Origin of the sequence: Nocardia sp. 852002-51101_SCH5132738 (assembly GCF_001665695.1) — a bacterium.
GTDB classification, from domain to species: Bacteria; Actinomycetota; Actinomycetes; order Mycobacteriales; family Mycobacteriaceae; genus Nocardia; species Nocardia nova.
The window spans coordinates 1-558 of the sequence record NZ_LZML01000143.1; the positions used below are offsets into that span (position 1 = coordinate 1).

Sequence of the window (558 nt, forward strand, 5' to 3'; positions counted from 1 at the left end):
CGGGCTGTTGCGAAATGGGTGGTGGCGGCGTGTAGCGCCGTGGCCCTTTCATTTGGTTGGTTGTGCTGACAGGTGTGGGCTGGTGGGTGAGGATGTGTTGGTGGCCAAGGGTTTTCGTCCGGTGGATCGTGATCAGCAGTTTCTGCTGGCTCCGGATATGCGGGAGTGGTTGCCTGCGGGTGATCCGGTGTGGCTGGTGATCGCGGTGGTCGATCGGTTGGACACGAGCGTGTTGCGGGCCGGGCGGAAGATCGGCGGGGTCGGGCGGGCCGGCTACGACCCGGACATGTTGTTGACGCTGCTGGTGTGGGCGTGGGCGCAGGGGCAGCGGTCCTCACGGGTGATCGAGCGGTTGTGTTCGCGTGATGTCGCGTTTCGTGTGATTTGTGCTGGTGATGTGCCGGATCATTCGACAATTTCCCGGTTCCGTGCCGAGGCCGCCGAGGCGGTGGAGGATTTGTTCGCTCAGGTGCTGAGGTTGTGTGCCGGGTGGGGTATGGGTGAGCTCGGTGTGGTGGCGCTGGATGGAGTGAAGATCGCGTCGAACGCCTCGATCAG

Annotated in this window: 1 protein-coding gene; it reads left to right on the forward strand. The window is 63.4% G+C overall.

Going from position 1 to position 558, the window contains the following annotated elements; all coding sequences use genetic code 11:
- Positions 1 to 157: 157 nt before the first annotated feature.
- Positions 158 to 558, forward strand: a 401-nt coding sequence (locus A5789_RS20370; protein ID WP_228795715.1) for a transposase, incomplete at its 3' end; no start/stop codon positions are given.